Annotated in this window: 18 protein-coding genes; 6 read left to right on the top strand and 12 right to left on the bottom strand. The window is 73.0% G+C overall.

From position 1 onward, the window contains the following. Nucleotides 1–610: 610 nt before the first annotated feature. The gene (locus PV343_RS23720) at nt 611–1,618 is read right to left on the bottom strand and encodes a stage II sporulation protein M (protein WP_319148959.1); all 1,008 of its coding nucleotides are present in this window, start codon (nt 1,616–1,618) and stop codon (nt 611–613) included. Between the two features lie 143 nt (nt 1,619–1,761). Between PV343_RS23720 and PV343_RS23715 the strand changes: the two genes are divergently transcribed. Next, nucleotides 1,762–2,808, top strand: coding sequence for an RDD family protein (locus PV343_RS23715; RefSeq protein WP_319148958.1), 1,047 nt, complete (start codon nt 1,762–1,764; stop codon nt 2,806–2,808). Nucleotides 2,809–2,827: 19 nt separating this feature from the next. On the opposite strand, the gene PV343_RS23710 is transcribed toward PV343_RS23715, so the two are convergent. The 8 genes from PV343_RS23710 to PV343_RS23675 form a co-directional block, all read right to left on the bottom strand. After that, nucleotides 2,828–3,457, bottom strand: a complete 630-nt coding sequence (locus tag PV343_RS23710) for a hypothetical protein (RefSeq protein WP_319148957.1) — start codon at nt 3,455–3,457, stop codon at nt 2,828–2,830. A gap of 105 nt (nt 3,458–3,562) precedes the next feature. Then, nucleotides 3,563–5,020 (bottom strand): adenosylhomocysteinase, encoded by a 1,458-nt coding sequence (ahcY, locus tag PV343_RS23705; protein ID WP_319148956.1) that lies wholly within the window; start codon nt 5,018–5,020, stop codon nt 3,563–3,565. Between the two features lie 273 nt (nt 5,021–5,293). Continuing rightward, on the bottom strand, nt 5,294–6,274 hold the full coding sequence (locus tag PV343_RS23700) for a cation diffusion facilitator family transporter (protein WP_319148955.1): 981 nt from the start codon (nt 6,272–6,274) through the stop codon (nt 5,294–5,296). Nucleotides 6,275–6,404: 130 nt separating this feature from the next. Further along, entirely contained in the window at nt 6,405–7,556 is a 1,152-nt protein-coding gene (gene manA / locus PV343_RS23695; RefSeq protein ID WP_319148954.1) for a mannose-6-phosphate isomerase, class I, read from the bottom strand. A gap of 119 nt (nt 7,557–7,675) precedes the next feature. Then, on the bottom strand, nt 7,676–8,803 hold the full coding sequence (locus tag PV343_RS23690) for an SIS domain-containing protein (protein WP_319148953.1): 1,128 nt from the start codon (nt 8,801–8,803) through the stop codon (nt 7,676–7,678). Between the two features lie 117 nt (nt 8,804–8,920). After that, entirely contained in the window at nt 8,921–9,091 is a 171-nt protein-coding gene (locus PV343_RS23685) for a Trm112 family protein (RefSeq protein WP_020940431.1), read from the bottom strand. 109 nt (nt 9,092–9,200) lie between these two features. Further along, nucleotides 9,201–10,565, bottom strand: coding sequence for a phosphomannomutase/phosphoglucomutase (locus PV343_RS23680; RefSeq protein WP_319148952.1), 1,365 nt, complete (start codon nt 10,563–10,565; stop codon nt 9,201–9,203). Between the two features lie 152 nt (nt 10,566–10,717). Continuing rightward, nucleotides 10,718–11,092, bottom strand: a complete 375-nt coding sequence (locus PV343_RS23675) for a DUF3499 domain-containing protein (protein WP_317443695.1) — start codon at nt 11,090–11,092, stop codon at nt 10,718–10,720. Between the two features lie 400 nt (nt 11,093–11,492). Between PV343_RS23675 and PV343_RS23670 the strand changes: the two genes are divergently transcribed. Continuing rightward, a complete protein-coding gene (locus tag PV343_RS23670) occupies nt 11,493–11,876 on the top strand; it encodes a metallopeptidase family protein (RefSeq protein WP_319148951.1) in 384 nt (127 codons plus the stop codon). Nucleotides 11,877–11,928: 52 nt separating this feature from the next. On the opposite strand, the gene PV343_RS23665 is transcribed toward PV343_RS23670, so the two are convergent. From PV343_RS23665 to PV343_RS23655, 3 genes are all read right to left on the bottom strand, one after another. Then, nucleotides 11,929–13,449, bottom strand: a complete 1,521-nt coding sequence (locus PV343_RS23665) for a DUF5719 family protein (RefSeq protein WP_319148950.1) — start codon at nt 13,447–13,449, stop codon at nt 11,929–11,931. Continuing rightward, nucleotides 13,446–17,135 carry a glycosyltransferase family 2 protein gene (locus tag PV343_RS23660; protein ID WP_319148949.1) on the bottom strand — a complete coding sequence of 1,230 codons (3,690 nt, stop codon included), beginning with the start codon at nt 17,133–17,135 and terminating at the stop codon, nt 13,446–13,448. Before PV343_RS23660 ends, PV343_RS23665 begins: the two co-directional genes overlap by 4 nt. 191 nt (nt 17,136–17,326) lie before the next feature. Further along, on the bottom strand, nt 17,327–17,590 hold the full coding sequence (locus PV343_RS23655) for a WhiB family transcriptional regulator (protein ID WP_003975777.1): 264 nt from the start codon (nt 17,588–17,590) through the stop codon (nt 17,327–17,329). A 630-nt stretch (nt 17,591–18,220) separates the two neighbouring features. Here PV343_RS23655 and PV343_RS23650 point away from each other — a divergent pair. The 4 genes from PV343_RS23650 to PV343_RS23635 all read left to right on the top strand — a co-directional run bounded on the left by PV343_RS23650 (nt 18,221) and on the right by PV343_RS23635 (nt 22,178). Further along, nucleotides 18,221–18,721 (top strand): cysteine dioxygenase, encoded by a 501-nt coding sequence (locus PV343_RS23650; RefSeq protein WP_319148948.1) that lies wholly within the window; start codon nt 18,221–18,223, stop codon nt 18,719–18,721. Nucleotides 18,722–18,754: 33 nt separating this feature from the next. Beyond that, nucleotides 18,755–19,714: a 2-phospho-L-lactate transferase gene (gene cofD, locus PV343_RS23645; RefSeq protein ID WP_020940439.1), complete on the top strand. Its 960-nt coding sequence runs from the start codon at nt 18,755–18,757 to the stop codon at nt 19,712–19,714. Nucleotides 19,715–19,740: 26 nt separating this feature from the next. Beyond that, on the top strand, nt 19,741–21,048 hold the full coding sequence (locus PV343_RS23640) for a coenzyme F420-0:L-glutamate ligase (RefSeq protein WP_319148966.1): 1,308 nt from the start codon (nt 19,741–19,743) through the stop codon (nt 21,046–21,048). A 119-nt stretch (nt 21,049–21,167) separates the two neighbouring features. After that, nucleotides 21,168–22,178: a DNA-3-methyladenine glycosylase family protein gene (locus tag PV343_RS23635; RefSeq protein WP_319148947.1), complete on the top strand. Its 1,011-nt coding sequence runs from the start codon at nt 21,168–21,170 to the stop codon at nt 22,176–22,178. The last annotated feature ends 63 nt before the right edge of the window (nt 22,179–22,241 follow it).

The following is a 22,241-nucleotide window of genomic DNA, read 5'->3' as shown; positions in this document are numbered from 1 at the left end:
CACGCCGCCAGCGTTCGTCCTGAGCCAGGATCAAACTCTCCGTGAATGTTTACCGGTAATCCGGTCGAACACCACGAGAGCGGTGCGAGAGGAGGAATAATCCCCTCGCACACAGCGTCCTCGCTGTGTTTTTCAAAGGAACCTCGCCCCAGCCGTGATGGCCGGAGACGGGGTATCAACATATCTGGCGTTGATTTTTGGCACGCTGTTGAGTTCTCAAGGAACGGTCGCTTCCTTTGTACTCACCCTCTCGGGCTTTCCTCCGGGCGCTTCCCTTCGGTCTTGCGTTTCCAAGTCTATCAGATCTTTTCTCGATCCGATTTCCTCGGTGCTTTCCAGGTTTCCGCTCTCGCGGTTTCCTTTCCGGCGGTTCCGACTTTATCAGAAGTTTTTAGCCGGTCTGACCGGCCGCTCATTTCTGAGTAGTTATCGGGGGTGCTCCGCGGAAGCGCAGTCGCGACTTCTTGGTGGAGCAGATAGATTCTAAATGATCAGCCCTGAACTTGTCCAGTTCTAGGCAACTCATTGAATCTACCTCCCCACGCCGCCTGTGTCAACAGGTTTTGCGGGGCGAAGAGGAGACTAGCAGCTCACGAGGGCCCGACGCACATCAGGCGGCCGTGGGCACGGCGGAGCTGCGTCCAGCCGCCTCGAGATCACCCGTCTGGCCGCTCCGCACCGCCCTGCCGCCGAGGACGTAGACGTAGGTCAGGAACGCCGCCTCCGCGACGACGCCGATGCCGATGCGGGCCCAGGTGGGCAGGCCGGAGGGGGTGACGAAGCCTTCGATGGCCCCGGAGACGAACAGGACCAGCGCGAGGCCGATGGCCATGCCGACGGCGGCCCTCCCCTCCTCGGCGAGCGCGGCGCGCCGGGGGCGGGGACCGGGGTCGATGAGGGTCCAGCCGAGGCGGAGGCCGGTGCCGGCGGCGACGAAGACCGCGGTCAGTTCGAGCAGACCGTGCGGAAGGATCAGGCCCAGGAACGTGTCGAGCCGGCCGGCGGAGGACATCAGGCCGAAGCCGACACCCAGGTTGAGCATGTTCTCGAAGAGGATCCAGAGCACGGGCAGGCCCAGGAAGACCCCCAGGACCAGGCACATCGCCGCGGCCTGCGCGTTGTTCGTCCACACCTGTGCGGCGAAGGACGCCGCGGGGTGGCTCGAGTAGTAGGTCTCGTACTCCCCGCCGGGGCGGGTCAGCTCACGCAGCTGGCTGGGCGCCGCGATGGTCGACTGCACCTCCGGGTGCGTGCCTATCCACCAGCCCAGGAGTATCGCGACGACGGTGGAGACGAGCGCGGTGGGAACCCACCAGTGGCGCGCGCGGTAGACGGCGGCGGGGAAGCCCTCCAGCAGGAAGCGGGTGGCGTCCCGCCACGACGCGCGGCGGTTGCCGGTGACCGCACCTCGCGCGCGTGCCACGAGCTGACTCAGCCGACCGGTGAGCTGCGGGTCGGGTGCGCTGGACTGGATGAGGGAGAGGTGGGTGGCCGTGCGCTGGTAGAGGGCGATCAGTTCGTCGGCCTCGGCGCCGTTGAGGCGGCGCTGGCGGCGGAGCAGGGCGTCGAGGCGGTCCCATTCGGCGCGGTGAGTGGTGACGAAGACGTCCAGGTCCATGGGGTCTGCCTGCTCCTCGGCTGGTCGTCCACTGCACGTCGTGGATGCTCGCACTGCTGTCAGCTTGTCCTACTGGGGCGCGATGCGCCCTCAGCTTGGCAGACTTGCGGTCCGAGGGGCAGATCAGGGGAAGGGCGGCGGACGTGAGTGAGCTGGTGACCGGTGAGGCGGTGGCGCTCGAACTGCGGCCCGCGAAGCTGCCGAGCAGGGCACTCGCGGTGCTGCTCGACCTGGTCGTGGCCATGGTCGTCTACATCGCGGTGACCGTGGCGCTGGTGGCGGCGACCGCTTCGCTGGACGAGGCGGCACAGGTCGCGCTGTCGATCGCGACCTTCCTGCTGGTGCTGGTCGGCGCCCCGATCGCGGTGGAGACGCTCAGCCACGGGCGCTCGCTGGGCAAGCTCGCGTTCGGGCTGCGCGTGGTGCGGGACGACGGCGGGCCGATCCGTTTCCGGCACGCGCTGGTGCGCGGCGCCATCGGGGTGGTCGAGATCCTCATGACGTTCGGCGTCGTGGCCTGCATCGCCTCGCTGGTGTCGGCGCGGGGGCGGCGGCTCGGGGACGTGTTCGCGGGCACGCTGGTGGTGCGCGAGCGGATTCCCGTCGGGCGGGCCGGTGTCGTGCCTGCCCCGCCGCCGGAGTTGGCGGGGCGGTTCGGCGAGCTCGATCTGTCGGCCGTACCGGACGGGCTGTGGCTGGCCGTCCGGCAGTACCTGACGCGGATGCAGCAGCTCGATCCCCAGGTGTCCTGGGACATGGCGCAGCGATTCGCGGCCGACCTCTCGGCTCGTACCGGTGCTCAGCCGCCGCAGGGTGTGCACCCCGCCGCGTTCCTCGCGGCCGTGGTCCATGAGCGGCAGGCGCGTGAGGCGCGGCAGGCGTTCGCGGGCCGGGCGGCCGGCGCGGGTGCGTATCCGGTGGGTGCGTATCCGGCAGGTCCGTACGAGGCGGGGGCCCACCAGCCGCAGGAGCCGGGCCGGCCGCAGAGCCCCGCGCACCATGCCCGGCCGTCTCAGTTCGCTCAGCCCTCTGCCCCGTTCGCCGAGTCCGCTCCCCCGGCTCAGCCCCAGGACCAGGACCAGGCCTCTCGGTGGTCGCGGGCGGCCGGGGCGTCGCCGGACCGGCCGGCCCGTTCGGGTCCGGGTTCGGGTTCGGCCTCCGGTTCCACCCGTTTCGTGCCGCCGGCCTAGCGGAACAGGGGTCCGGCTGTCAGCCGAGGTCGGGCCGGTCGAAGGCGGACGGCGGTGACTGGAGGTCCTCCAGCTCGATCCCGGGCGCGGACAGGACCACGTCCCCGGCGAGGTGGACGGTGTGCCGTTCGCCGGTGTCCAGGGCTGTGACCTGGTATTCGTCCACGGTCAGGGGGCCGTTGTCAGTGGCGTGTGTTTCGCTGTCCACCAAGGCCCAGGACTGGTCCACGGTGAGCGGGGCGAGGACCGGATCGGTGAAGGCCACGAGACGTACGCGGGTCGCGGCCGAGGAGGGGGTGAGGCGCAGGAGACGGGCGGTGGCGACGAGGAACGCGGGGGACGTGCCGGTGAAGGCGTGGGCGCGCACATTGCCTTCGGTGGCATGGGTGCCGGTGGGGTCGGTGCGGACCCAGGTGACGCCGTCGAGGGCGGCGCCGCGCACCTGCCAGCCGCCCGCGTGGAGTTCCAGGCGGATGGGGCGGCCTAGCTCGTCGAGGGCGAGGTCGACCGAGCCGCGGTGATCGCCCGCGGGAGTGGTCAGCTGTGAGACGTAGCGCCAGCCGGACGGGCCGGGGGCGCACTGGAAGTGCTCTTGTGCGAGGGGGGTGTGGTCGTGCGGATCGTGGAGCGCATAGCGGCCGCGGGGCATGGGGGTCCTGGGTTTTGACGGGCTGGTCCGGCCAGAGACCAAAGGGGCAGGCCCCCGGCACGGGGGTGCGGGGGCCTGCCTCGGCGGATCTGCCGACCTTCGGACTCAGTAGCGGTAGTGGTCCGACTTGTACGGGCCCTCGACCTCGACGCCGATGTACGCGGCCTGCTCGGGGCGCAGCGTGGTGAGCTTGACGCCGAGGGCGTCCAGGTGGAGGCGGGCGACCTTCTCGTCGAGGTGCTTGGGGAGCACGTAGACGTCGGTCGGGTAGGCGTCGGGCTTGGTGAACAGCTCGATCTGGGCCAGGGTCTGGTCCGCGAAGGAGTTGGACATCACGAACGAGGGGTGGCCGGTGGCGTTGCCCAGGTTCAGCAGGCGGCCCTCGGACAGCACGATGATGACCTTGCCGTCGGGGAACTTCCAGGTGTGGACCTGGGGCTTGACCTCGTCCTTGACGATGCCGGGGATCCTGGCGAGGCCGGCCATGTCGATCTCGTTGTCGAAGTGGCCGATGTTCCCGACGATCGCCTGGTGCTTCATCCGGGCCATGTCCGAGGCCATGATGATGTCCTTGTTGCCCGTCGTGGTGACGAAGATGTCGGCCTTGTCGACGACCTCGTCCAGGGTCGTGACCTGGTAGCCGTCCATCGCCGCCTGCAGGGCGCAGATCGGGTCGATCTCGGTGATGATCACACGGGCGCCCTGGCCGCGCAGGGACTCCGCGCAGCCCTTGCCCACGTCGCCGTAACCGCAGACGACGGCGGTCTTGCCGCCGATCAGGGTGTCGGTGGCGCGGTTGATGCCGTCGATCAGGGAGTGGCGGCAGCCGTACTTGTTGTCGAACTTCGACTTGGTGACCGCGTCGTTCACGTTGATCGCCGGGAACAGCAGGGTGCCGTCGCGGTGCATCTCGTACAGGCGGTGGACACCGGTCGTGGTCTCCTCGGTGACACCGCGGATCTCGGAGGCCAGCTGGGTCCACTTCTGCGAGCCGTCCGTGATGGTGCGGTGCAGAAGTTCCAGGATGACGCGGTGCTCGTCGGACTCGGCGGTCTCGACGGAAGGCACCTTGCCGTCCTTCTCGTACTCGACGCCCTTGTGCACGAGCAGAGTGGCGTCGCCACCGTCGTCGAGGATCATGTTCGGGCCGCCTGTGGGGCTGTCAGGCCAGGTCAGCGCCTGCTCGGTGCACCACCAGTACTCCTCCAGGGTCTCGCCCTTCCAGGCGAAGACCGGGACGCCCTGCGGGTTGTCGGGCGTGCCGTTGGGGCCGACGGCGATGGCGGCGGCCGCGTGGTCCTGGGTGGAGAAGATGTTGCAGGAGGCCCAGCGGACCTGGGCGCCGAGGGCGACCAGGGTCTCGATGAGAACGGCCGTCTGCACGGTCATGTGCAGGGAGCCGGTGACACGGGCGCCGGCGAGCGGCTGGGCTTCGGCGTATTCCTTGCGGATCGCCATCAGGCCCGGCATCTCATGCTCGGCGAGGGTGATCTCCTTGCGGCCGAAGTCGGCCAGGGAGAGGTCGGCGACCTTGAAGTCCTGTCGGTTGTCGACAGTCGTCATTGCGAGCTGCTCCTCGGGATCGGTTCGAGGGTGGGTACGGCTGGTCTGCGCGGCGGCGGACACAGGGGTGCCCGGGAAGAGGACACAGGCATGCCCACGTACGCGCAGCGCAGTCCGTCGGAGGCCCTCTCTCCCTCGGCCGGTCCGCACGCGGACCGCCCGACCGCCATCAGCAGCGACGTCTGGCTCCACCCCAAGCTACACCGGAGAACGGGGCGGCCCCCAGTCCGCCTCCGAACGGTTCGCGTCGTTCTGGGTGAACGGGGGCCGGGCTCAGTGGCCGGCCGGGTGCGGGGTGGGGCCGCCCGGGGTGGCCGCCGGGTCGGGGCCCTTGGCGGCCTCGGCCTCGCTGTAGATGTCCGGTTCCAGGTAGATGACGCGGGCGATGGGGACGGTGGCGCGGATGCGGGCCTCGGCCGCGTCGATGGCCTTCGCGACCTCGGCGGCGGTGTCGTCGTGCTGGACCGCGATCTTGGCGGCGATCAGCAGTTCCTCGGGGCCGAGGTGGAGGGTGCGCATGTGGATGACGCGGGTGACGGTGTCGCCGTCGACGATCGCGGCCTCGATCTTCTTGACGTCCTCGATGCCGGCGGCTTCGCCGAGCAGCAGGGACTTGGTCTCGGCGGCGAGCACCAGGGCGATCAGCACCAGCAGGACACCGATGCAGACGGTGCCGATGCCGTCCCAGACGCCGTCGCCGGTGAGGATGGCGAGGCCGACGCCGAGGAGGGCGAGGACCAGGCCGATGAGGGCGCCGAAGTCCTCCAGGAGGACGACGGGCAGCTCGGGGGCCTTGGCCCGGCGGATGAACTGCGACCAGGACAGCTTGCCGCGTAGTTCGTTGGACTCCTTGATGGCCGTGCGGAAGGAGAAGCCCTCGGCGATGACCGCGAAGAGGAGGACGCCCACCGGCCAGTACCAGCGCTCGATCTCGTGCGGGTGGCTGATCTTCTCGTAGCCCTCGTAGATGGCGAACATGCCGCCGACCGAGAAGAGGACGATGGAGACGAGGAAGGCGTAGATGTACCGCTCGCGGCCGTAGCCGAAGGGGTGCTGCGGGGTCGCCTCGCGCTGGGCCTTCTTGCCACCGATCAGCAGCAGGAACTGGTTGCCGGAGTCGGCGAGCGAGTGGACGCCCTCGGCGAGCATCGACGAGGAGCCGCTGAACGCGAACGCCACGAACTTCGATGCCGCGATCGCGAGGTTGGCGCCGAGTGCCGCCACGATCGCCCTGGTACCGCCTGACGCGCTCATGAGTCCGCGTTGTCCCTTCGCCCGTGTGTCTACGCCGTCCAGGCGTGTACCCGTCTTTGCCCGTGCTTTGCCGGTGGGTCATTGTTGCAGTCCGGCCGGACGGCGGTGCCTCAGGTGTCCACAGCGGCGGTCATACGATCACGGTGGCGCGGAAGACGGTGCCCGCGCCGGACACCTCGGCCTTCTCGGCCGCCGGGACGAAGACGGACTGGCCGGGTGCGAGCCGGTGTTCGCCCGTCTGGACGGAGCCGGCGGTGCAGAGCAGGATCTGCGGGGTGTCCAGGGTGAGGTCGCGGGGTGCGCCGCCCTCGGACAGGGCGTACCGGGAGAGCTGGAACTCGTCGATCGGCGTCTCGTAGACCTCCTCGCCGTCCGGGGACGCCTCGGGGCGCAGCACGCCAGCGTCGCGGGCCTCGAAGCGGACCACCCGCAGCAGTTCGGGCACGTCGACGTGTTTGGGGGTCAGGCCGCAGCGCAGGACGTTGTCGGAGTTGGCCATGATCTCGACGCCGAGGCCGTTGAGGTAGGCGTGCGGGATGCCGGCGCCGAGGAACAGGGCCTCGCCGGGCTGCAGGCGGACGTGGTTGAGGAGCATGGCGGCGATCACGCCGGGGTCGCCCGGGTAGTGGTGGGCGAGGTCGGCGTAGGGGGCGTAGTCGCCGCCGAGCCGGGTGCAGGCGGCGGTGGCCTCGGCGACCGTGTGGGCCATCTCCTCGGGGTCCGCGCTCAGGACGGCGGTGAGGACCTCGCGCAGGGCGGCGTCCTCGGGGTGGGCGCGCAGCAGGTCGACGTACGGCTTCAGGGAGTCGACGCCGAGCCCGTCGAGGAGGCGGGCGGTCTCGGCCGGGTCGCGGAAGCCGCACAGGCCGTCGAACTCGGTGAGCGCGCAGATCAGTTCGGGCTTGTGGTTGGCGTCCTTGTAGTTGCGGTGGGACGCGTCGCGGGGGACGCCGCGCCGCTCCTCGTCGGCGTACCCCTCCTGGGCCTGCTTGAGGTCGGGGTGGACCTGGAGGGAGAGGGGCGCGCCCGCGGCGAGGATCTTGAGCAGGAACGGCAGCCGCGGGCCGAACTTGGCGACCGCCGGGGCGCCCAGTTCGCGCTCCGGGCCGGCTTCGATGACCTCGACGAGCGTGCCGCGCGCGGTGCGCGAGGGAGCGCCCGGGTGGGCTCCCATCCACATCTCCGCCTGCGGTTCGCCGGTCGGCTCGACGCCCAGGAGGTGCGGGATGGCGGTGGGCGAACCCCAGGCGTAGGGGCGGATGGTGTTGTCGAGGCGGTCCATGTGGGTTCTCTGTCTCCGTACGTACGCTGCTGGGCCGGCGCCGTCGCCGGTTCGTGGTCCGGTGGTGGGCGCGGGCCGGACGTCCCGGGCGGGCCCGGGCCGACCTGCCTGGAGCAAGATCAGGCCCCGGAAGCGAGCGCCAGGTAAACAGCGGCGAAATCGGTGACGGCGATCAGTTCCGCGAGGGTCTCCAGATCGCCGCCCTCCTCCGGTTCGAGTTCGCTGATCGGGGTGTCGTGGCTGAGGGCCAGGTCGCGGGCGGCGGGGGCGGCGGTGAGGCCGCCGATGGGGCGGTCGCGGAGCAGCACCACGCGCGCGTGCAGCGCGGGCGGCTCCTCCACCCGGTCGCGGAAGAAGTCGTCGGGGTCGGCGCTGGCCGCGAGGGGGCCGGCCAGCAGGGCGCTGTGCGCGGCGAGCGCCTCGGGGAGTTCGGCGACGACGGCGGGGCGGCCGGCCAGTTCGGCGAGGGCGGCGGCGAAGCGGCGGCCCGCGGGCCCGGCGGAGGTGCCCTCGGTCCAGACGACGGGCAGGGAGTCGGCGAGTTCGGCGGCGAGGGTCTTGGCCGGGTTGCTGTAGGTCGCGATGGCGGGGCCGCAGCGTTCGGCGATGTGGTCCAGGCGGTCGGCGACCTTCTCCAGGGCGTCCGGCGCGGCGGTGAGCAGGCCGACGCGGTCGAGGAGTGCGAGCAGCGGGGTGAGCAGGGCCCAGAAGACGCCCGGGGAGGACGCGGCGAGCGGTTCCTCCTGGTCGTACGGTGCCGTCGCCATAGGGACGAGCAGGCCGTGGGCGCCGGAGACGGCTTCGGCGAGCGGGGTGTCGGCCGGGGCCACGGCGACGACCGAGCAGCCGCGGCGGTAGGCCTGCTCGACGAGCAGCGAGAGGCTGGGTTCGGTGCCGTCCGGAGTGGCGATCAGCAGCAGGTCGACGGAGCCGGCCCAGCCCGGGAGTTCCCAGCGCAGGGCGCCCGCGGCCGGGGCGACGCCGGTGGGCGCCAGCCGGATGACGGGGCTGCCCGGGCCGGCGAGGGAGCCGAGGAGGTCGGCGGTGTGGGTGGCGGCCGCGCCGGGGCCGGCGATCAGGACGGCGCGGGGGCGGCCGTCGGGCTTGAGTTCTCCGACGCCGGCGTCGGCGGCGTGCCGGGCCGCGGTGCGCACGCGGGCGCCGGCCTCGGCCGCGCCGCGCAGGAGGCCCCGGCGGTCGGCCTCGCCGAGGCCCTCCGGGCTGTCGAGCAGCGATTCGTCGAGCATGGGCGGCAGCCTCCGGTTCGCCGGGGTCCTGTTCGGGGGGTGTCTGGCGCGGGGCGCGGGTGGGCTCCCCGTCGTCACGCCGGTGGCGGTCCCAGGGGCGGGGCCGCCCCACAGGCCCTAGGCCGGGCGGCGGGCCTCGTCGACGAGCAGGACCGGGATGCCGTCACGGACGGGGTAGGCCAGACCGCAGTCCTGGCCGGTGCAGATCAGCTCGGCGTCCTGCTCCTTGAGGGGGGCGTGGCAGGCCGGGCAGGCGAGGATCTCCAGGAGGCCGGCTTCGAGCGGCATGGGGTGTCCCTTCGGGGGGGGCGGGTACGGCATTGCTGATGTGCTGGTCAGGTTACCGCCGGCGCGGCCGGGTGGCGGGGTCGGCCGGGGCCGCGCCGGAGGATCGGCGTCAGGCGCGGATGATCGCCAGCGCCTCGTCGCGGATCTTGGTCATCGTCGCCTCGTCCTTGGCCTCCGCGTTCAGGCGCAGCAGCGGCTCGGTGTTGGACGGGCGGACGTTGAACCACCAGTCGGCGGCGGAGACCGTGAGGCCGTCGAGGTCGTCGAGGGTGATGCCGGGGCGGCCCTCGTAGGCGGCGCGGATCGCGGTGAGGCGGCCGGCCTGGTCGGCGACGGTGGAGTTGATCTCGCCGGAGCCCGCGTAGCGGTCGTACTGGGCGACGAGGGCGGACAGCGGGCCGTCCTGGCCGCCGAGGGCCGCGAGGACGTGCAGGGCGGCCAGCATGCCGGTGTCGGCGTTCCAGAAGTCCCTGAAGTAGTAGTGGGCGGAGTGCTCGCCGCCGAAGATCGCGCCGGCGCGGGCCATCTCGGCCTTGATGAAGGAGTGGCCGACGCGGGTGCGGACGGGGGTGCCGCCGTTCTCCTTCACGACCTCCGGGACCGTGCGGGAGGTGATCAGGTTGTGGATGACGGCGCCCGTGCCGCCGTTGCGGGCCAGTTCGCGTGCGGCGACCAGCGCGGTGATCGCGGACGGGGAGACCGGGTCGCCGTTCTCGTCGACGACGAAGCAGCGGTCGGCGTCGCCGTCGAAGGCGATGCCGAGGTCGGCGCCCTCCGCGGGGACCCGCTTCTGCAGGTCCACGATGTTGGCCGGGTCGAGCGGGTTGGCCTCGTGGTTGGGGAAGGTGCCGTCCAGTTCGAAGTACATCGGGACGAGGGTCAGGGGCAGTCCGGCGAAGACCGTGGGCACGGTGTGGCCGCCCATGCCGTTGCCGGCGTCGACGACGACCTTCAGGGGGCGGATCGAGGTCAGGTCGACGAGGGAGCGCAGGTGCGCCGCGTAGTCGTCCAGCGTCTCGCGGGTGGTGAGGGTGCCCGGCTCGGCGGCCGGTTCCGGGGCGCCCGACTCCAGCCAGCGCTCGGCGAGTTCGCGGATCTCGGCGAGGCCGGTGTCCTGGCCGACGGGGGCGGCTCCGGCCCGGCACATCTTGATGCCGTTGTACTGCGCCGGGTTGTGGGAGGCCGTGAACATCGCGCCCGGCAGGTTCAGTGCGCCCGAGGCGTAGTACAGCTGGTCCGTCGAGCACAGGCCGATCTCGGTGACGTCGACCCCGCGCGCCGCGGCGCCGAGCGCGAACGCGCGGGACAGGCCGGGGGACGAGGGGCGCATGTCGTGGCCGACGACGATCGCCGCCGCGCCCGTCACCTCGGCGAAGGCGGCGCCGAAGAGGCCGGCCAGCGACTCGTCCCACTGGTCCGGGACCACTCCGCGTACGTCGTACGCCTTCACGATCTGCGACAGATCAGCAGCCACGGCCAACCTTCCTGAAAGTCCTATGGGTGCCCACAAACTACCCGTCATGGGTAAGGCTCGGGTGTGCGGACACCAATTGGACGCCTGGACGCGTCCGGGGCTTGACACCGGGCGGGGTGGAACGCCTTCGCGTGGGGCTCAGTTGTCCGGGCTCAGTTGTCCGGGGAGCGCAGGACGCGCAGGTGGCCGCGGCGGGCGACCTCCATCGGGTCCACGGTGCGTGCGCCGCCGCCGGCCTCGGCCGCCCGCTCCTGGGGGCGGGCCGCCTCGCGCACGGCGTTGGCGAGCGCTTCCAGGTCGTCACCGCTGGGCCGCGCGGGCGCCGATCCGTCGAGCAGGCGGACGACCTCCCAGCCGCGGGGGGCGGTGAGGCGCTCGGAGTGCTCGGCGCACAGGTCGTAGCAGTGGGGTTCGGCGTAGGTGGCGAGCGGGCCGAGGACCGCGGTCGAGTCGGCGTAGACGTACGTCAGCGTCGCGACGGCGGGTCGGCCGCAGGCGGTGCGCGAACAGCGACGTACAGGGCTCACGACGTTGGACGGTACCGCACTCTTGAGCGGGCCGCGACGACTCTGCCCCAGGTCACTCCACCGTGTCGTGCTGTGAAACAGCCCACACCCCCTTCTGGACAAGGGCTGTTGACCTGCGCGTACGGCGCCGCGGGTGATCTTCGGCGGTCCTCCCTCCGGTCATGACTCGGTACAAACACCGTCAATTGCCTTGAGTTCGACGGTCTCGGGGGGTTACGGAATCGAGCCAGAGCTTGGCCGGAATGGTCATCCCGCGACAGGAGCGGTCAGGTGGCCGGTCGCCGCGTGGGGCCGGGCGGGCGGGGCGTGCGGGGACTACGCTTCACCAGTGATGGACAACCGTGTACCGCCCCGTGCCGCCGGCCCCGGGCCCCGCCGCCGTGATCGTCACGGGCGGGGCATGCGGGGGCCGATCGCGCCGCCGCAGGTGCCGCTGGCGGCCAGCCGCGCCGAGGTGTTCGCGGACCTGGTGCAGGACTCCGTGGAGCGCCTGGAACGGCGGTGGCCGCAGCTCGCCGACGTCGACTTCGTGGTGCTCGAGGTGCCCCGCCTCGACGGGCGCGGCACGGAGGCGTGGAGCGACGAGGCCGTGCCGCTGGGCGGGATCGCGCCCGCGCGCGAGGGGCGGCGGGGCCGGGTCGTGGTGTACCGGCGGCCGGTGGAGATCCGGACCAAGGGGCGCGACGAGCGGGCCGCGCTGGTGCACGAGGTGGTCGTGGAACAGGTGGCGGAACTGCTGGGACTGACCCCGGAGACGGTGGACCCCCGCTACGGCGAGGACTAGGACGCGGCGGGGGCGCCAGGGCCATGACGCGCCCCCGGCACCCCCGGGCCGCCTACTTCTGCAGGACCGCCAGGTCCTCGTCCGCCTCCGGCACCGCCACCAGGCCCCGGTCGCTCGGGAGCGTCTGGATGGTGAAGCCGGGGACGCCGCCCTCCGTGGCCGACAGGGTGCGGGCGGCGTACACCGGGCCGCCGGAGACAGTCTCCACCGTGAGCGCGTAGGTGCCCTTCCCCGAGGACGGGGCCGGTGCCGCGATGTCCTGGGTGGTGCCCCGCTTGATCGTGTAGGTCTTCGTCGCCGGGGCGCCGCCCTCGCTGCCCGCCGACGCGGTGACCTTGACCGTCGCCGTGGCGGTGGGCGCGGTCAGCGAGAGCGTCGTGCTCTTGCCGCTGTTGTCGGCCGCGGTCGCGCGCGTGCCGACGGGCGCCGTGGCCGGGATGAACGCGGTCTCCTGCTTGGCGCCCTTGCCGCGGATCACCCGCAGCGCCGCGACGACCGGCACGGACTGGTCGGTGGGGGTGAGGACCAGGGAGCCGGCCTCGCCGCGGGTGACGGCTCCGAGGTCGGCGGCGGTGGTCATGCCGGACTTGACGTGCAGGGTCTCGTTGCCCGCCGGGGTGATCATGCCGTCGGGCGAGGCCAGCCGGACCTTCAGGTCCGCGTCGGCGTCACCGGGCGTGAAGGCGATCAGGCGGACGTCGGTGGCGTCCTTCGGGATGCCGGGCAGGACCAGGCTGCCGGCCGGGTCGTCGGCCGCGGCCAGCCAGTCGCCGCCCACCTTGTCGTCCAGGGCCTGCACCGCCGCGCCGACCCGTCCGCTGCGGACGCTGACGTGCACGGTCAGGTCGGTCTGCCGCTCGTCGGTGAGGGTCGAGAGCAGGACCGGCTTGCCGGCGTGCGGCGGGATGGTGAAGCCGTCGCCCACCGGGGACTTGATGGCGCCGTTCTTGCCGTAGAGCTCGATGTCTACGACGGCGGCGGAGTCGTCCGGGTTGGTGAGGTGCACGTAGTCGGTGCGGTCGGCCGAGGTGGCGGCGCCCGGGAACCAGAACTCGGTGTCCGGGGCGGTGCAGTTGACGCCCAGGAGGCCGCGGCCGGTACCCGCGGCGACCTCGGTGGTCTCCTGGACGGTCCAGCCGGGGGCGAACTTCCCCTCGGCGGTGCCGACCAGGGCGGGCGCGTCCGCGCCGGAGGTGTCGCCGGTGGCGGGCGTGCCGGGCGCCTTCGGCGCGAGGACGGTCTCGTCGGCCTTCTTCTTGCCCTTGCCCGTCTTGCCCTTGCCGGTCGTGCCGTCACCCGTGCCGTCGGCCGACTGCTCGGCGGCGGACCGGAGTTCGGCCTTGCCGGTGCCCGTCGTGCCCTTGGTGACCGGGGTGAACGACGTGTACGACGTGTCGGCGATGTCGGAGACGCTGGGCGCGGGGCACAGCAGGCTCGTGCGCTCCACGGGCAGTTCGGCGGCCGCCTTGGCGGCGCCCGCGCTCGACGCGGCCGGCGCGTCGAGCGCGGCGAAGGCGGTGACGGCGGCCAGCGCCGCCGTGCCGGCGATCAGGGACAGGGTGGTGCGCTTCACTGCTGGCTCCCGTCGGGGCGCTCACTGCCGGTGCCGTAGGGGTGCTGGGCCGGGTCGTAGCCCTGCTGGTACGCCGTCGGGTCGTACGGCGCCTGCTCGCCCGCGCCGGTGCCGTAGGCGTAGGGGTCGTACTGGCCCGCCTGGCCGGACGGGTACGGGTCGGACGGGTACGCCTGCTGGTCGTAGCCGGCGTTCTGGTAGTGCCCGGCGTCCTGGTACTGGCCGTCGCCGTAGCCGCCGTACTCGGTGCCCGCGTACTCCCAGTCTCCGTAGGACTGCTGCTGCGGGACGGCGGCCGGTGCCTCCGGCTCCTGCCCGTGCCCGTGCCCGTGCCCGTGCTCGTGCTCGTGCTCGTGCTGGGGAGCGGGCGCCGCGCCGGGGTCCTGCTGGTCCCCGGGGGCGGGTTCCTCGGCCTGGGCGCGCAGCCGGCGGGCGCGGCGGCCCTCGCCGGCGGCGGCCTGGACGGGCAGCGGCTGCTCCTCGGGGAGGTCGTCGTCGACGTCCCGGCGGCGGCCGGGCAGGGCGAGCACCACGAGGACGACGGCGAGCGCGCCCTGCGCCCACAGCCAGGCGGTGTGGGTGATCGGGTCGTCGTGGACGACGTCCAGCGTGCCGCCGGCGGAGGGGAGCTGGAAGCCCTGGGCCCAGCCGTCGACGGTGGTGCGGGTGAGCGGTCTGCCGTCCAGGGTCGCCGTCCAGCCGTCGGAGGCGGCGTCGGCCAGGCGCAGGACGCGGCCGCCGGGGCCGGACGGGACGGTGGTGTGGATCTCCACCGGCCCTGCGGCCACGGACAGGGCGGTGCCCGATCCGCCGGCGGGCACGATGGTGGCCCGCGAGACCTGCCGGTCGACGCGCCACAGGGCGCTGCCGTCCTGCTGGCTGAGCCGGCTCAGTCCGGGCGTGGCGTCCAGGACGCGGGTGACCTCGCGAGGCGCGCCCTTGTGGACGAGGACGTAGCGGACGGCGAAGCCGCCGAGCTGCCCCGACTGGTCGGCGCCGGAGCCGGCGACGAGGTTGGCGACGACCTTGTCCAGGCGCGCGTTCTCCCCGTCGGCCGCGGCCAGTTCGGCGTCTCCCATGCGGCCGCCGGAGCCGCGGACCAGGGTGTAGCGCACGTGTGCGGCGGAGTCGCTGTCCAGGACCAGGGTGCGGGCCTGGTCGCGGGTGGCGGCGTCCTCGGCGACGAACGCGGGCACCTGCACCGGGTCGCGGCGCTCCAGCGGGCCGTCGGCGCCGCCGAGCATCCAGCCGGCGGCGACCAGGAGCGGGCCGGCGGCGGAGGCGAAGGCGATGAGGGCGGCGACCGGCTGGCGCCAGCCGAAGTTCTGCTCGGCCACGCGCGAGCGTGCCCCGTCGGCGCCGAGCGCGGCGGCGGCCAGCAGAGCGATGCCGTAGACGAGGGTGGCCGGTCCGGCCCAGGTGGAGTGGTTGGACAGGACGGCGAAGACGAGGCCGACCAGGGCGACCGCCCAGGCGGTCAGGATGCCCAGCCGGCGTTCGGAGCGCAGCAGTGCGGCCAGGGCGGCCAGGACGACGCCGACGAGCATCAGGCCGTGCACGGTGCCGGGGCCGCCGGGGCTCGCGCCGAGCAGGTCGAGCGCGGAGGCGGACGAGGCGCCGTAGGGCAGGCCCGCCTCCGCGAAGAAGCCGGTGGGCAGCAGGGTGAGCGACCACGGGGCGAGGATGAGCAGCGGGGTGCCGAGCTGGGCGAGGAAGCGCAGGCCGTGGGCGACGAGGTCGCCGCGGCGCAGGACCAGCACACCGAGGCCGAGGATCAGGGCGATGGGCCAGACGATCGGCGTGAACGCGGTGGTGACGGTCAGCAGCAGCGCGTACGCCCAGGTCGCGCGCCAGCTGCCGCGCGCGCCGGAGGCACGGGTGAGGCCGCTCGCCGCGACGCCCGCGCGCGCGATGAGCGGCAGCAGCACGGCGAGGACGGCGGTGCCGATGCGGCCGCCGGCCAGGGCGCCGGTGGCCGCCGGCAGGAAGGCGTAGGCGATGGCCGCCCAGGCGCGCAGCAGCCGTGAGGTGACCAGGGGGCGGGAGGCGAAGTAGGCGGTGAGCCCGGCCAGCGGCACGGAGCCGATCAGCAGGGCGGTGATCGCGAGTCCGGTGGAGCCGAACAGCAGGGAGGCGAGGCTCGCGACGACGGCGAGGTAGGGGGGTGCGGCGGGGGTGCCGCCGGGGCCCACCGGGTGCCAGGCGTCCAGGTAGCGGGACCAGAGGTCGCCGGCGCCGGCCGGGGCGGGCAGCAGGGCGCCGCCCGAGAGCGCGCCGCCGCCGAGCAGGGCTCGGCAGGCGACGAGCGAGACGAGCAGCAGGACGAGGAAGAGCACCGGGCCGGGCTTGCGGGCGATCCGCTTCAGCCGGGCGAACTGCTCGATCTCCAGGAAGTCGGCGTCGTCGCCGCCGGGCCCCGACTCGACGGCGCCGCCGTGCCGGCCGGCCGAGGAGGTGTCGGTGTCCGAGCTGTTGGAGAAGTTGCCCGCGAACTGTTCGACGGTGGCGCGGACGGTCGCGCCGGGCGGCGGGAACAGCCGGCGCAGTTCGCCCTTGTCGATCTGCGCGGGCCCGCGGCGGCGCCGTCCGGCGAGGATCCGCTCGGGCCGCAGCAGGGTGCCCAGCAGGCCGCGGATCTCGTCGACGGCCTGTCCCGGCACCTTGCCGACGAGGTAGGCGAGGGTGCGGACGAAGGTGCCGAGGAGGAGCCGGAACAGGACCCAGGGCAGGGCCGCGGCGCGGGTGTTGACGAGGAGGCTGTAGACGGCGCCGGCCTTGTCGACCTTGTGCGGGGAGGCGGCGGTGCGGCCCACGCAGTCGACGGTGCGGCGCTCACGAGAGGCCGCCTCGGCGTGCCGGACGACCGCGTCGGGCGCGACCAGGACGCGGTGGCCGGCGGCGGTGGCGCGCCAGCACAGGTCGAGGTCGTCCCGCATCAGGGGCAGCCTGCGGTCGAAACCGCCGAGCTGTTCGAAGACGTCGCGGCGCACGAGCATGCCGGCGGTGGAGACGGACAGCACGGTGCGGACGTGGTCGTGCTGGCCCTGGTCCTGTTCGCGGCGGTCGAGGCCGGTCCAGCGGCGGCCGGAGTTGGCGACGGAGACGCCGACCTCCAGCAGCTGCCTGCGGTCGTACCAGCCGCGCAGCTTGGGGCCGACGACCGCCACGTCGTCGCGGCCCAGTTCCAGTTCGTTGTCGACGACCCGCAGCAGCTGGGCGAGGGCGTCGGGTTCGGGTGCGCAGTCGTCGTGCAGCAGCCACAGCCACTGCACGGGTTCGCCGTGCGGCAGTTCGGGCAGGTCGTAGGCGTCGTCGCGCCAGCTGCGCGTGACGGGGTCCCAGCCGCTGGGGCGCTTGAGGTACGGCAGCTCGTCCGGGCCGAGGACGGGCGCGATGCGGCTCGCCTCCTCGACCGCCTGGCCGAAGCCCGTGCGCCGGGCGAGGTGCAGCACCCGGTCGTCGCCGAGGGCCTCGGTGACCAGCCGGGCGGAGTCGTCCGCGCTGCCGGTGTCGGCCGCCACCGCGTTCTGGACGGGGCGCTCCTGGCCGAGCAGCCCGGCGAGCGCGTGGGGCAGCCAGCGGGCACCGTCGTGGGAGACGAGGACCGCCGTCACCACATGACGCGGGAACTCTGGGGTGGCGGCGCCGTCTTGGGCTGCCGCATGGCTGTGGCTGTGCACGGACATCGAGGTACGGGCCCCGGTTCGATGGACTGCGGTGGACGCCCGTGTCCCGAGGGGACAGCGGGGCGTCTCGGACGAGCGCCCACACTATCGGCTGACCATGTCGACGGCCCGTCGCCTGTGGATAACCCACCGGCGACGGGCCGTTCGCGAGGTTTGTCGGTTTCCGCTGTCCGCGGGCGGTCTCCGCGCGGTCAGACAGCGGCCTTCTTCAGTCTGCGGCGCTCACGCTCGGACAGTCCGCCCCAGATGCCGAAGCGCTCGTCGTTGGCGAGGGCGTACTCGAGGCACTCGGAGCGCACCTCGCAGGCGAGGCAGACCTTTTTGGCCTCTCTGGTGGAGCCGCCCTTCTCGGGGAAGAAGGACTCGGGGTCGGTCTGGGCGCACAGCGCGCGCTCCTGCCAGCCGAGTTCCTCGTCCGCGTCGTCGACCAGCAGTTGCTGCACCAGCTCGGTCATGTGCGCCCCTCGTCTGTCTTTCACGTCCCCGTGCGTAGCCGTTACCGATTTCGGCTGAACGACACGAGTGAAATTACAAGTGTGCTGCTCCGGGCGAGTCAAGCCGAGATCTGCTATTGAGCCCGTTATTCACTCTGCGGAACCAAGGCCATGCGGAAAGTGTTCAAATCGGCATAAACCTTGACACACCCACGAGGTTCGAGAGGGCGACGACCCCGCACAAACCTCTGTACGAAGAAGGACGCCCCTGCGTTCGATCGCGTTCCGCGAGTGCTTGTGCGCTCGGATGTGCGCCATGTGTCCCGGGTTCCGGGTGAACAAACCTTTCACCTGACAGATGAACCGGATGAGGTGAAACATGTCCCACATTTCGGGCGGCGAGTTGACAGTGCGGGTGTGAACCGCTGTCCTAGTGGGCATGCTCGCGAACTTGGCATCCACCTCGACCCGCACCGCCGGGTCCCACGGTGCTGTCCTCGTCCGCTGTAGCTGTTGTCGCTGTTCCGGCTGTTGAGCCACCGCTCCTTTCGAGCCACCGCTCCGGCCGCGTCGAGTCCCACGGCTCGACCGCTTCCTCCTTCGCAGAGCCCCCGCCCGGGCACCCCACTCTTATGCCGAGGAACCACCTCCATGAACAGCGACAGCGACCTCCAGATCGCCGGCGACATCCTCGAGGTCCCGCACCTCCTCCAGCCCCCGCGCGAGCACCCGGCCACCGTCGCCGAGTTCGCGGGCCTGGCCCGCGACATCGCCGCCGACCGCTCCCAGTGGGCGCACCTCGTCCGCTACGACACCACCACCCGCTGGTACCACCGGCTGCGCACCGGCCCCGGCTACGAGGTGTGGCTGCTGTCCTGGGTGCCCGGACAGGGCAGCGGGCGGCACGACCACGGCCGCTCCTCCGGGGTGCTGACCGTCCTGGAGGGCACCCTCACCGAGCACACCCCGCGGGGCGCGCGCGCACTCGCGCCCGGCGCGCAGCGGGTCTTCGCGCCGGGATACGTGCACGAGGTGGTCAACGACGCGATGGAGCCGGCGGTCAGCCTGCACGTCTACCACCCGGGTCTGACCGAGATGCCGATGCACGCGGCCACCGCGCCGCACTGCGAGGCGCGGCCGGTGACTGCCTGACACTTTGTCGTAGCCGCCTGCGAGACTTGGCGCATGCGCATTGTGGTTCTGGCAGGCGGCATCGGTGGTGCACGGTTCCTGCGCGGTCTGAAGCGGGCCGTGCCGGACGCGGACGTCACGGTGATCGGCAACACCGGCGACGACATCCACCTCTTCGGGCTGAAGGTCTGCCCGGACCTCGACACGGTGATGTACACGCTGGGCGGCGGCATCAACGAGGAGCAGGGCTGGGGGCGGACCGACGAGACCTTCCACCTCAAGGAGGAACTGGCGGCCTACGGCGTCGGACCCGAGTGGTTCGGGCTCGGTGACCGGGACTTCGCCACGCACATCGTGCGGACGCAGATGCTCGGCGCCGGCTATCCGCTGAGCGCGGTCACCGAGGCGCTGTGCGAGCGCTGGAAGCCCGGCGTGCGGCTGATCCCGATGACCGACGACCGCGTGGAGACCCATGTGGCCGTCGATCTGGACGGCGAACGCAGGGCGGTCCATTTCCAGGAGTACTGGGTGCGGCTGCGCGCCTCGGTCCCGGCCGAGGCGGTCGTGCCGGTCGGCGCCGAGCAGTCGAAGCCCGCGCCTGGTGTCCTGGAGGCCATCGCCGGGGCGGACGTCATCCTCTTCCCGCCGTCCAACCCGGTCGTGTCCATCGGCACGATCCTCGCCGTGCCCGGCATCCGGGAGGCGATCGCGGAGGCGGGCGTGCCGGTGGTGGGCCTCTCCCCCATCGTCGGGGACGCGCCGGTGCGCGGGATGGCGGACAAGGTGCTCGCCGCGGTCGGCGTGGAGTCCACGGCGGCGGCGGTGGCCGAGCACTACGGCTCCGGGCTGCTGGACGGCTGGCTGGTCGACACCGTCGACGCGGGCGTGGTCGAGCGGGTCGAGGCGGACGGGATCCGCTGCCGGGCCGTGCCCCTGATGATGACCGACCTGGACGCGGCCGCGCAGATGGCCCGGGAGGCCCTGGCGCTGGCCGAGGAGGTGCGCGGGGCATGAGCGCGGAGGGCATGAGCGCTGAGGGCATGAGCGACGAGCGCCCGGAGTACACGGTCCGCGCCCTGTCCGGGATCCCCGAGGTGCAGCCGGGCGACGACCTGGCCAAGCTGATCGCCGCGGCCGGGCCCGAGCTGGCCGACGGGGACGTGCTGCTCGTCACCTCCAAGATCGTCTCCAAGGCGGAGGGCCGGATCGTCCGGGCCGACGACCGGGAGGCCGCCATCGACGCCGAGACGGTGCGCGTGGTGGCCCGGCGCGGCACCCTGCGCATCGTCGAGAACCGGCAGGGCCTGGTCATGGCCGCCGCCGGGGTCGACGCCTCCAACACCCCCGCCGGCACGGTGCTCCTGCTGCCCGAGGACCCGGACGCCTCCGCGCGCGCGATCCGCGAGGGACTGCGCGACGCGCTCGGGGTCGACGTCGGTGTCGTCGTCACGGACACCTTCGGGCGCCCCTGGCGCGCGGGACTCACCGATGTGGCGATCGGCGCCGCCGGGGTGCGGGTGCTGGACGATCTGCGCGGCGGCACGGACGCGTACGGCAACCCGCTCGCCGCCACCGTCGTCGCCACCGCCGACGAGCTGGCCGCCGCCGGCGACCTGGTCAAGGGCAAGGCGGCGGGACGGCCGGTCGCCGTGGTGCGCGGGCTCGCCCGCGCCGTGTCCGCCGAGCACGGCGAGGGAGCGCGGGCGCTGGTGCGGACCGCACGGGACGACATGTTCCGGCTGGGCACGTCCGAGGCGGTGCGCGAGGCCGTCACCCAGCGCCGTACCGTACGGGCCTTCACCGACGAACCCGTGGACCCCGGCGCCGTCCGGCGCGCGGTGGCCGCCGCGGTGACCGCGCCCGCCCCGCACCACACCACGCCCTGGCGGTTCGTGCTGCTGGAGTCGGAGGAGTCCCGGGTCCGGCTGCTCGACGCGATGCGTGACGCCTGGATCGCGGACCTGCGCCGCGACGGCAAGAGCGAGGAGTCCGTCGCCAGGCGGGTCCGGCGCGGGGACGTGCTGCGCAACGCGCCGTACCTGGTCGTGCCGTGCCTCGTCATGGACGGCTCGCACACCTACGGCGACGCGCGGCGCGACGGCGCCGAGCGGGAGATGTTCGTGGTCGCGACCGGCGCGGGCGTGCAGAACCTGCTGGTCGCGCTGGCCGGGGAGCGGCTGGGGTCGGCCTGGGTGTCGTCGACGATGTTCTGCCGGGACGTGGTGCGCGAGGTGCTGGGCCTCCCGGCCGGCTGGGACCCGATGGGCGCTGTGGCGGTCGGGCATCCGGCACAGGAGCCGAGGCCGCGGCCGGAGCGGGACGCGGAGGCGTTCATCGAGGTGCGGTGAGTGTCCCGTGGGACCGCCCGGTCTCCCCTAGTCTCGTAGGGCGGTCCCCGTAGCACCGGACGCACCGCTCGTACCGACACCCCGCAGCACCGACATCCCAGGACTTCAGGACCTCATCCGTGGCAGGACGCTTCGCCCCGCGGCCCACGCGCACGACCGTGCGCGGCGGGGAGGTCGCCGTGCCCGCCGGGGTGCCGAGACAGGTCACGGCCCCGGCCCGGGTCCGGCGGTGGGTGCCCGAGGGGCCGCTCGACCTCGGCCTGGTACTCGGTCCGCTGCGGCGCGGCCCGGGCGACCCCACGTTCCGGGCGGGCCGGGACGGGTCCGTGTGGCGGGCCGCCCGTACGCCCGCCGGCCCCGGGACGCTGCGGGTGCACGCCTCGGGCGGCGAGGTGCGGGGCGAGGCGTGGGGACCGGGCGCCGAGTGGCTGCTGGACGGGCTGCCGGACCTGCTCGGTGCCGCCGACGAGCCGGACGCGTTCGTGCCCCGGCACCGGGTGGTGGCGCTGGCCCGGCACCGCCGGCCGGGACTGCGGCTGACGCGGACCGGGCTGGTGCTGGAGTCGCTGATCCCGTCGGTGCTGGAGCAGAAGGTCACCACCGACGAGGCCTACCGGGCGTGGCGGCGGCTGGTGCGCGGGTTCGGGGAGCCGGCGCCGGGTCCCGCGGGGACCGGCGAGCGGCCGATGTGGGTGATGCCCGCGCCCCGGACCTGGGCGCTGATCCCCTCCTGGGAGTGGCACCGGGCCGGCGTGGACGACAAGCGGGCGTCCACCGTCCTGCGGGCCGTGCGGGTCGCCGCGCGGCTGGAGCAGGCGGTGGGGATGCCGGCGGCCGAGGCACGGGCGCGGCTGCAGGTCGTCCCGGGGATCGGTCCCTGGACGTCGGCGGAGGTCGTGCAGCGCAGTCACGGCGCGGCGGACGAGGTGACGACCGGCGACCTGCATCTGCCGGGGATCGTCGGCTGGGCGCTGGCGGGCGACCGGCACGCCGACGACGCCGAGATGCTGCGCCTGCTGGAGCCCTACGCCGGGCAGCGGCACCGCGCGGCCCGGCTGATCCTGCTCAGCGGCAACACGCCGGCGCGCAGGGCCCCGAAGATGCCCCGGGTGGACATCGGCCTGCTGTGAGGCGGACGGGGGCTGCTTCCGCCGCTCACGGCTCGGCCCGAGCGGCCTGGGGCGCGGGAGCGC

Source organism: Streptomyces sp. WI03-4A (assembly GCF_033792105.1).
GTDB lineage: Bacteria > Actinomycetota > Actinomycetes > Streptomycetales > Streptomycetaceae > Streptomyces > Streptomyces collinus_A.
The sequence above is the reverse complement of the archived record's forward strand: the minus strand, read 5'-3'. Positions and strand labels throughout refer to the sequence as shown.